This is a genomic window from Pseudomonas antarctica (genome assembly GCF_900624995.1).
Lineage (GTDB): Bacteria > Pseudomonadota > Gammaproteobacteria > Pseudomonadales > Pseudomonadaceae > Aquipseudomonas > Aquipseudomonas antarctica.
Genome location: NZ_UYXQ01000143.1, coordinates 1 through 8,879, shown reverse-complemented (window position 1 = coordinate 8,879; position 8,879 = coordinate 1). Strand labels below are relative to the sequence as shown.

Sequence of the window (8,879 nt, the reverse complement as noted above, 5' to 3'; positions counted from 1 at the left end):
ACCCACAACGACAGCCCGTTCGACATGAACTGGCCGCGCAGTGCGGGCAAACCGGATTGCGTCCACACTAACGAACAACGCGAAGTCACCACCCAGGAAGGCGTCTATGTCACCACTCGCCTGAGCCTGGCCGACCCGTTGAAACTCATCCTCGGCGGGCGCCTGGACTGGTACGACTACGACAACCGGGATGGCGACGGCGACTTTCATGTCACCCGTAACCTCACGCGCTACGCTGGCCTGATCTACGAACTGGACGACCATCACTCGGCGTACGTTAGCTACAGTGACATCTTTACGCCGCAGAGTGCGAAGGACGCCACCGGCGCACCGCTCAAGCCCATCGTCGGTAAAAACTATGAGGTCGGTATCAAGGGCGAATACCTTGGCGGCGCGCTGAATGCGAGCGTGGCGCTGTTTCGCGTTGATCAGGAAAACCGCGCCGTTGCGGTGGTCGTACCCAACTGCCCACAGGCATCGTGCAATGATGCCTCAGGCGAGATTCGCAGTCAGGGCATCGACGTCGAACTGCAAGGCGCATTAACCGAGCACTGGCAGGTCGGCGGCGGTTATACCTACGCGCGTACCCACACCCTCAAGAATGAGGCTGAACCGCAGCGGGTCAACAAGCCGTTCGACACTGACACGCCGGAACATCTGTTCAAGCTCACCACCCGCTACAACTTCCAAGGCCCGCTGGAAAAGCTCCGTGTCGGCGGCAACGTCTCCTGGCAGAGTCGCATGTACAACGACCTCAAAGTGGCGGATGGCAGCAACTACCGGCTACAACAGGGCAGCTACGCCATCACCGACCTGATGGCTGGCTACCAGATCAGCCAGCACCTGGACCTGCAGCTCAACGCCAACAATATCTTCGACCGTCGCTACTACTCGACCATTGCCAACTCCGTCAGCTATGGCGGCGACGCCTACGGCAACCCACGCAACATGATGCTGACAGCCAAGTACAGCTTCTGATCAACCTTGCCGCCGCGTCTGTCCATTCGGATAGACGCGCTTAACGTCCCGCTCAGGGATACCGATAGCGCGATGGCATCCCTGAACCTGAAAAACATTGAACACGAGCGTCACTCCACAGGCTGCCCACGTGGCACGCCGCATGCCTAGCTGTTCCCGGCTCGACCCCATGGAATAAGCGTGAATGCCGACCCGCACGCTTTTTTTCAAGCACTATCACAAGGCTGACCGCATCATGCTGACCTTGGTGTGGCTGATGTTTATGTTCTCGTTGGGCCTGGCGTTCTGACACAACACCTTGCTCCAGGCCGTGATCGGCCGCTGGGCCATGGTGTTCGTCCACGCCGTCTACGTGGTGACGGAAACCGTCGCCCTGCTCTACCTCGCCATCCACAGCCAGCGCAGCCCACGGCGAACCTGGAGATTGTCGGGCGGTTACAGTCGGTGCAGAACATTGCGCAGCGTGCGGCTAACAATGTGGAAACCTTGGCGCGCAGCAGTGAGCGCTTGCCGCCGACTGCGGTGCGGTTGGATGCGCTGGGGCGCAGGTTTCATCAGTGAGCTGATGGGTCTCGAGACAATGATGAAGTGATCTGAGCAATCGCGCCTCGATCCTGTTCCTGCAGCGTACGGTACTGGTTGAGGACCTCTGTCTCTTGCTCGTTGAGGTCATCGGCACTCATGAGCGAACGCTCCCCGCTAAGCACATACAGCACATCAACCCCGCGCTTGCGGATAGCCATCAGGTAATCGGATTTTGGCAGCCGTTCACCGCGCTCATAGTGGCCTTGGGCATTCTCGGCCACACCACCGATGACACCGAAGTCGTGTTGGGAGAGTAAGAGCCGTTTGCGCTCTTCCTTTAAGCGCACGCCTAAATTGCCGTCCATGTTGAATGCCTAATCTGAGGGGTTTAACCCACCATACGCTTATACCCTGATAAGAAGGACATTCATTTGAGTTGGCTGGGTGGGGCGAAAAGCGATAGATAGTCGGCTTATGTTCCGTTATGACCTGAACAAAAACACCTGAGCAAAAAAGCGAGTTTGCAGCATGACCGACGACACAAAAACAAAAGGCCCCGCGTCGTACGCCCCCTCGCCCTGCCCTTCACGTGTGCGTTTGAGTCGACTTAAGCCACTGTTGACGATCAGCGTGTGCAGATACGGTAGACCCGTGGCGACTGCGCCGGGGGAAGGCAACTGGTTTGCGTTGATAAGAATGCATCACCTATAAGCTAAAGACAGTTCGCCAAGGAAACGTGCCTTTACAGTACTTCCACCAATTCAAATTCCTCTGACACCAGCTCCATAGCCTCGTCAAACGAGCCCTCTCTTTGGAAAAAGTCTTTATGCCCCTGCCTCCAGTACCTGAGGCTGAGATCCCCTTCGCCTTCCTTTCTGGCAAAAATTTGATCTACGTCGCAGTAACGAATGACACGCAGCAAAATAACTCTAACTACACATACCGGCTCACCCTTGCTGTTGAGGATGATGCTGTAACCGCCAATAGCCGGTGAGTCGCCTTCATGTTTTAACGAGGCGAGTGAACAGCAGGTTGCTGTCTTTATTCCGTTAGCAACACGCTCAGCCAGTTCATCTGCCAGTTCTGGCGTATCCCCAAATGACCATGCAATGGCTCCGGGATACCTGACTTTTAAGTCATCAATTATGTTCACAACTCAATCCATTTAAACCATGTTGTTGGCTATACAATCATCACAGTGTCGGCAAGGTCAGTTGCCCGTCTCGCCACCTTCATAGTTGGGTTGCGGTCACTCACCCTCAAAGGCTATAAAGGTCGCGCTTACGCTTTCCGCTGGCCGTCGGTTTGATGCTTATCGGTTGTGCACCCAGCCAAACCGACCTTAGCAATGAAGCGAAAGTCAGTCATTAGCCATCGCGGGAAGAAGATGAAAGACCCCTTCAGCTATGTCTGGTTATTACCGCTGCTTGAAAAGCCTTTCGCAACAGCAGCACTTGATTTGCCAGAGGCGGTAAGCGCCCTCAGCGAAAAATACACGCTGCCTACCGGGATCGCACTGCAGCCGCTGGTGATCACAGCGCTGACGTCCGATTCCACCTATTGGGCGGGGCTGGCGCTTAAATGGCTGGAGGATGGTTTTCCTACGGACCCTGAGCTGGCCGCTCTACTGGTTCATTGCGCCGAGAATAAAACATTGCCACAGTCTCACCGCCACAGGGCACGTAGACTGGCCTATCGAAAAATTTCCTCTAGTTGATGCTGGCGGTGAGTGGCAATTCCCGGCCAGAAGCAGTCTGCCCATTCACGAAAGCGGTGTTGGCCCCACCGAGGGCCTCTTAGTCGTTATACCGGATCTGAAGACATGCAATGCAAGCCCCTGAAGATACTTTTAATTTCTCTTTCAGCCATGACTCATACCGTGTCAGCGGATCAAAAAGATTTGAACCTTGAACCGCTTGCCATGGCGAACATACGTTGCGCTGGGTTTTATACGGCCGCACTAATGGTGGTCAAGCCAGAAGCGAAGAAAGCGTATGAATCCAGATTCAACACGCATTACGCCCTGTCACACCAGCTCAGCGCCTCGTATGAAGCGCTGGCAGAGAGTCTGAACAAAGAAATCCAACGCCACGCCACCGAAGTTTCCGCTTTTACAGAGAAAGCGCAGGTTGTCGACTTCCTAAGCAAAAACTTCATTAAGTGCAGTTCAATCGAAGCCCACTCCGCGGCCCTGATTAAAAACAACACCCTTCACCCAGAATAACTCACTGACTCAATACTCAACCGCAACGCTAACAACAAGGATGTAGACAGTCATGATAAAACGGCGATTTTCCCTGGCGTTCAGCCTGCTATGGCGCGCTTACGTTTTGCATTTCATGTACAGCTTTTTATGCGTCATCGTGCTCGGGCTGACGTTCGGCAATCGGATGATCGGCAGCAAAAACTTCTTGCTGTACGGGCCTTCAGTCGCGCTCGGAGTGTACGCGCTGCTGCTCGTAATCCTGGAGGCAGGATGGCGTATCAATTTACTGCGAGCAGTGTTCGGCGGGCGATTGAAGCGTTCGCTGGCTGAATGGCGAACCTACGTTCTTCTACTCACACTGTTGATCACCACGATGGCAACCGTTGACGCTCTGATTGCCTTTTTTGCTGCGGGGAATGTTTGGTTAGTCTACAAACTCTACGGTGGCCCTCTGCTGTTTGCCGTGGGTGTGTTCACTATCGGTTGGACCCAGGCGACGCCGATCACCTTAGAAGTGAGCACTGCGCCCATAGAGAACACGTCGGCATGATCGCGCTTGCCTCTGCAGGTTCGGGGGTTGCGAATGCGCTCCCTGCCATGGAACTTCGCGCAAAAATGATGTCAATTTGACTGTATCGCACCGCAGCAAGATGAATGGGATCGTTTAGCGTCAGGCTATTTCCTGGCACGCCATGGAGAGAAAAATGAGAGTCATCATTGGGATGTTATTAATGTTCAGTGCCTACGCATATGCCGGGTGCGGCAACATCAGTGACGACGATCAGCGCGCTTACTGCAACGCCAAAACCAGTGGCCAAAGTTGCGGCAACATCCACGACAGCGACCTTCGGGCCACGTGCCTTGCAGAAATGAGCGGCCAAAGTTGCGGCAACATCAGCGACAGCGATCAACGTGCTTATTGCAATGCCAAACTCAATGGCCAAAGCTGCGGCAACATTCGCGGCAGCGACCTTCGAGCCACGTGCCTTGCAGAAATGAGTGGCCAAAGTTGCGGCAACATCAGCGACAGCGATCAACGCGCTTATTGCAATGCCAAAATCAATGGCCAAAGCTGCGGCAACATTCGCGACAGCAACCTGCGTAACGAATGTGAAACCCTGAAGCGTTGAGCTAACAATCACGTGGGGCCAGCGGCTTTTAATCGATACTGGCCCTGCGAACTTGAACGCATCAATTGTTTTAGCGCCTGCCCATCTCTTATCCTCGTGACCACCTATGCCCCCGTCGATACCGGAGTTCACATGGACCTCGCCACGTTCGCCCTCTTCCTCCCCGCCTGCTTCGCCCTGAACATGGCGCCCGGCCCCAACAACCTGCTGTCGGTCAGCAACTCCACCCGCTACGGCTACCGTACCTCCTGCCTCGCCGGTCTCGGCCGGCTGCTGGCCTTCGCCGGCATGATCGCCCTCGCCTCCGCTGGCCTGGCGGTGGTGCTGCAAACCTCGGAGCTGCTGTTTTATGCGATCAAGATTCTAGGCGCGGCATATCTGTTTTATCTGGCGTTTCAATTGTGGCGGGCGAATCCGCAACCCGAGGCTGAATCAGCAACGTCCAAGGTGGGATTGTGGGCGTTGGCACGTCAGGAGTTTCTGGTGGCGGCAGGCAACCCGAAAGCCATCCTGATCTTCACCGCGTTCCTCCCACAATTCGTAGTGCCGGGCCAGCCGATCGCACTGCAATTTGCGCTGCTGGGTGTGATGTTCCTGATGCTGGAGTGGATCGCGATCAGCGCCTACGCCTATATGGGCCTGCACATGCGCCGCTGGTTCGCGGAGCCGAGAGGCAAACGGATTTTCAATCGGTGCTGCGCGGGGTTGCTGTCGGCGGCGGCGACGGTGTTGTTGATGGCGCGCAGAGCGTGAGGCCTGGCCGACATCGAGCGTATTGATTCTGCAGCGCCAGCGCCGGGTAGAATGTGGACCGACGAAATCAGTGTCGCGTTGGGCTGACGCTGTTATTGATCACACGCCGAGCCGGCAGCCTATCTTTTAATCACTGGCGTATTTTATGAAATCGTCGACGGAAAAATCGCGCACGTCTGGTCGGTGATCAATAAGGCGGCGGACGTGTTGACCGTCGCGTTCACCGTTCTGGGCCTTCCCTGCCTGGGCCTCAACGGTGGCTAGATGTTCCCGCACACCGAGGCGTTTTCTTTCCAGATTGCAACAGATGACCAGGCCGAGACCGACCGTTATTGGAACGCCATTATCGACAACGGTGGCCAGGCCAGCGCGTGCCGCTGGTGCAAGGACAAGTGGGGTTTGTCGTGGCAGATCTCTGCGCGCGTGCTGACCGACGCGGTCACGCACCCCGACCCGGTGATCGCCAAGCGCGCGGTTGACGCGATCGAGGCCGCCGTGGCCGGGCGCTGAAAGCATCCAAACTCAACGGTGGAACTGGTCTGCCTGGCGCCTGTACCAAGCGGGTTTCTGTGGCGAGCCCGCTCGCCACAAAGGACTGGCACAGCCTTCAGGTGAACACCCGCTCCCGCGCAAGCACGTACTCTGGCATCCTGACCGCCCCGTCATCGAACGCGAGCAGCAAGCCTATGAACCACGGCGTTAAACTTGAACCCCGCACACTCGCGGTTCCGCTGTCGATCAGTGCCCAAGCCCAGGCCACACTGCAACGCCTGGTCGGCACTGACGGCGTGCCCCTCAACGCGCTGCACGCCATGCCCGCGCCCAATGACCACGACGCCTGGCGCCGTCTGCAAGCCGCCGTTGCGCACAATTACGCCAACACCAATGCCGGGCAGGCGGGATCTTTACGCGCCAGCCTGCACACCATCAGCGTCGAAAACGCCAGCGTGCATGTGGCCACACCGGCAACTGACACACCCTTCGCCTACATCGATCTGCACGGCGGTGCACTGGTGTTCGGCGGCGGGGAAAATTGCCGCATCGCTGCCGGCAAACAAGCCGACCTGCACGACGTGATCTGCTACGGCGTGGATTACCGCATGCCACCCGATCATCCTTACCCCGCAGCGCTGGATGACTGCCTGGCCACCTACCGCCATGTGCTCAAGCATCACGCGCCGGAACAGATCGTGATCGGTGGCCGTTCGGCGGGCGGCAACCTTGCGGCGGCCATGGTATTGCGCGCTCGAGACGAAGGTTTGCCACTGCCGGCGGCACTGGTGCTGCTGTCGCCGGAAGTCGACCTCACCGAATCGGGCGACAGTTTCCAGGTCAATCGCACTGTCGACGTAGTGCTGCCCAACCCGCTGATGAGTGTGAATCTGCTGTATGCCAACGGCGCGGACTTGTCCCACCCATACCTGTCGCCGCTGTTCGGCGATTTTACGCAGGGCTTCCCGCCGACCTTTCTGCAAAGCGGCACCCGCGATCTGTTTCTGTCCAACACCGTGCGCCTGCACCGCGCCTTGCGCCAGGCGCGCGTGCCTGCGCAGCTGCATGTGTTCGAGGCCATGCCCCATGGCGGTTTCATGGGCGCGCCGGAAGATACCGAACTGGCCGCCGAGGTGGCAAATTTTGTGCACGAGCAGTTGCGGCGGGGTTGACACATTCCGTCACATCCGCTGAAGATGAAGGCCTTATTCAGGGTGTGCCCACACATGTCAGCATCGTCTTTCGTTAACCTTTGCACCATTGGCTTGATTGCCAAGGCGCAAGGTTGCGTGGCGCACGCCCTCAAATCGAAGAAACAGTCGCTCATGTGACCGGGGCGCGCTGTCCCGTCAGATGAGCTGACAGGACATTGAGCGCGACGGACCTCCCTCCCTTTGCACAATTGCCTCTGCCCTTCTGACGGTGACTCAAACGGTCAACCATCAGGAGAAAGTGCATGTCATCGTTTCAAGGTATCTGGGTTCCCATCGTCACCCCGTTTCATGACGGCGCCATCGACTTTATCGGCCTGCGCCGGCTGGTCAGCCACCTGTTGGAAAAGCACGTGGCCGGAATCATGGTGTGCACCACCACCGGCGAAGCCGCGTCGTTGAGCCGTCAGGAACAACTGGCCGTGCTCGATGCGGTGTTGCAGCTGGTGCCCGCGCACCGCGTGGTGATGGGCCTGGCGGGCAACAACCAAATCGAACTGCTGCAGTTCCAGGGCGAAATCCTCCAGCGCCCGGCGGCCGGTTTGTTGGTGCCGGCGCCAAGTTACATCCGCCCGTCCCAGGCCGGCCTTGAAGCGTTTTTCCGCACGGTGGCGGATGCGTCCAGCGTGCCGATCATCCTGTATGACATCCCCTACCGAACCGGCGTGACCTTCGAACAGGCTACGCTGCTGAACATCATCAAGCATCCGCAGATCGTCGCGATCAAGGACTGCGGCGGCAACGTGGCGACTACCTTGGCACTGATCGCCAGTGGCGAGGTGGACGTGTTGTGCGGCGAGGACCTGCAGATTTTCAACGCGCTGTGCCTGGGCGCCAGCGGTGCGATTGCGGCCTCAGCACAGGTGCGCACCGAGGACTTTGTGGCGCTGTGCCAGCAAGTGCGGGATAACCGGCTCACCGAAGCCAGGGCGACTTTTTTCAAGTTAGTGCCGTTGATCAACACCCTGTTTATGGAGCCTAACCCGGCGCCGGTGAAGGCCGCGCTGGCCCTGCAAGGGTTGATCGGCAGTGCGTTGCGCGCCCCGATGCAAACCGCCAGCACGGCCGTAATAGAGCGGTTGCAGCAGGTCTCAATCAGCGGCGCTTAATCATCAAAACCCGTTCATGCGCCAAAAAAAGACATCCACAGGACCGCCCGGTTGCGACCGGCGCGATCCCGGCCTATGTTCCAAGCCATGCTGTGCATTTTTGCTGTCCCGCACCCAATCCTCTTGCGTACCAGGTGACGACATGCCCACCCTTTCCCGCCCCGCCGTGCTCGAACTGATCGGCAATACGCCGCTGGTCAAGGTCAGTCGTTTTGATACCGGCCTGTGCACGCTGTTTCTCAAGCTTGAATCCCAAAACCCCGGCGGCTCAATCAAAGACCGCATCGGCCTGGCAATGATCGACGCCGCCGAACGCGACGGCCGCCTGCGCCCCGGCGGCACCATCATCGAAGCCACCGCCGGCAACACCGGCCTGGGTCTGGCGCTGGTCGGCCGGGCCAAAGGCTATCGGGTGGTGCTGGTAGTGCCCGACAAAATGTCCACCGAGAAAGTGCTGCACTTGAAGGCCATGGGC

The 8,879-nt window shown here is 57.9% G+C and carries 11 protein-coding genes and 2 pseudogenes; 11 read left to right on the top strand and 2 right to left on the bottom strand.

Going from position 1 to position 8,879, the window contains the following annotated elements:
- On the top strand, positions 1-978 hold a 978-nt coding region (locus tag E0F99_RS27005), incomplete at its 5' end, for a TonB-dependent siderophore receptor (RefSeq protein ID WP_130909032.1).
- A 402-nt stretch (positions 979-1,380) separates the two neighbouring features.
- Positions 1,381-1,539 (top strand): annotated as a pseudogene (locus E0F99_RS30715) (methyl-accepting chemotaxis protein); the annotation flags it as partial.
- On the opposite strand, the gene E0F99_RS26990 reads toward E0F99_RS30715, so the two are convergent.
- The gene (locus E0F99_RS26990) at positions 1,533-1,868 is read right to left on the bottom strand and encodes a helix-turn-helix domain-containing protein (RefSeq protein WP_083358569.1); all 336 of its coding nucleotides are present in this window, start codon (positions 1,866-1,868) and stop codon (positions 1,533-1,535) included. The pseudogene E0F99_RS30715 and the gene E0F99_RS26990 overlap by 7 nt on opposite strands.
- A gap of 377 nt (positions 1,869-2,245) precedes the next feature.
- On the bottom strand, positions 2,246-2,656 hold the full coding sequence (locus E0F99_RS26985) for an ASCH domain-containing protein (protein ID WP_083358570.1): 411 nt from the start codon (positions 2,654-2,656) through the stop codon (positions 2,246-2,248).
- A 234-nt stretch (positions 2,657-2,890) separates the two neighbouring features.
- Between E0F99_RS26985 and E0F99_RS26980 the strand changes: the two genes are divergently transcribed.
- The 9 genes and pseudogenes from E0F99_RS26980 to E0F99_RS26940 all read left to right on the top strand — a co-directional run.
- On the top strand, positions 2,891-3,220 hold the full coding sequence (locus tag E0F99_RS26980; RefSeq protein ID WP_083358571.1) for a hypothetical protein: 330 nt from the start codon (positions 2,891-2,893) through the stop codon (positions 3,218-3,220).
- 105 nt (positions 3,221-3,325) lie between these two features.
- Positions 3,326-3,727: a hypothetical protein gene (locus E0F99_RS26975; protein WP_083358572.1), complete on the top strand. Its 402-nt coding sequence runs from the start codon at positions 3,326-3,328 to the stop codon at positions 3,725-3,727.
- A gap of 52 nt (positions 3,728-3,779) precedes the next feature.
- Positions 3,780-4,259 (top strand): septation protein IspZ, encoded by a 480-nt coding sequence (locus E0F99_RS26970; protein WP_083358573.1) that lies wholly within the window; start codon positions 3,780-3,782, stop codon positions 4,257-4,259.
- A 154-nt stretch (positions 4,260-4,413) separates the two neighbouring features.
- Complete coding sequence (locus E0F99_RS30710) at positions 4,414-4,839, top strand: hypothetical protein (protein WP_083358574.1); 426 nt, start codon at positions 4,414-4,416, stop codon at positions 4,837-4,839.
- Positions 4,840-4,971: 132 nt separating this feature from the next.
- A complete protein-coding gene (locus tag E0F99_RS26960) occupies positions 4,972-5,592 on the top strand; it encodes a LysE family translocator (RefSeq protein ID WP_083358575.1) in 621 nt (206 codons plus the stop codon).
- Positions 5,593-5,742: 150 nt separating this feature from the next.
- Positions 5,743-6,102 (top strand): annotated as a pseudogene (locus E0F99_RS26955) (VOC family protein).
- Between the two features lie 176 nt (positions 6,103-6,278).
- Positions 6,279-7,256: an alpha/beta hydrolase gene (locus E0F99_RS26950; RefSeq protein ID WP_083358576.1), complete on the top strand. Its 978-nt coding sequence runs from the start codon at positions 6,279-6,281 to the stop codon at positions 7,254-7,256.
- A gap of 284 nt (positions 7,257-7,540) precedes the next feature.
- Positions 7,541-8,404 (top strand): 4-hydroxy-tetrahydrodipicolinate synthase, encoded by an 864-nt coding sequence (gene dapA, locus E0F99_RS26945; RefSeq protein ID WP_083358577.1) that lies wholly within the window; start codon positions 7,541-7,543, stop codon positions 8,402-8,404.
- Positions 8,405-8,546: 142 nt separating this feature from the next.
- Positions 8,547-8,879 (top strand): pyridoxal-phosphate dependent enzyme (locus E0F99_RS26940; RefSeq protein ID WP_130909031.1); only part of this gene is annotated, 333 nt, incomplete at its 3' end.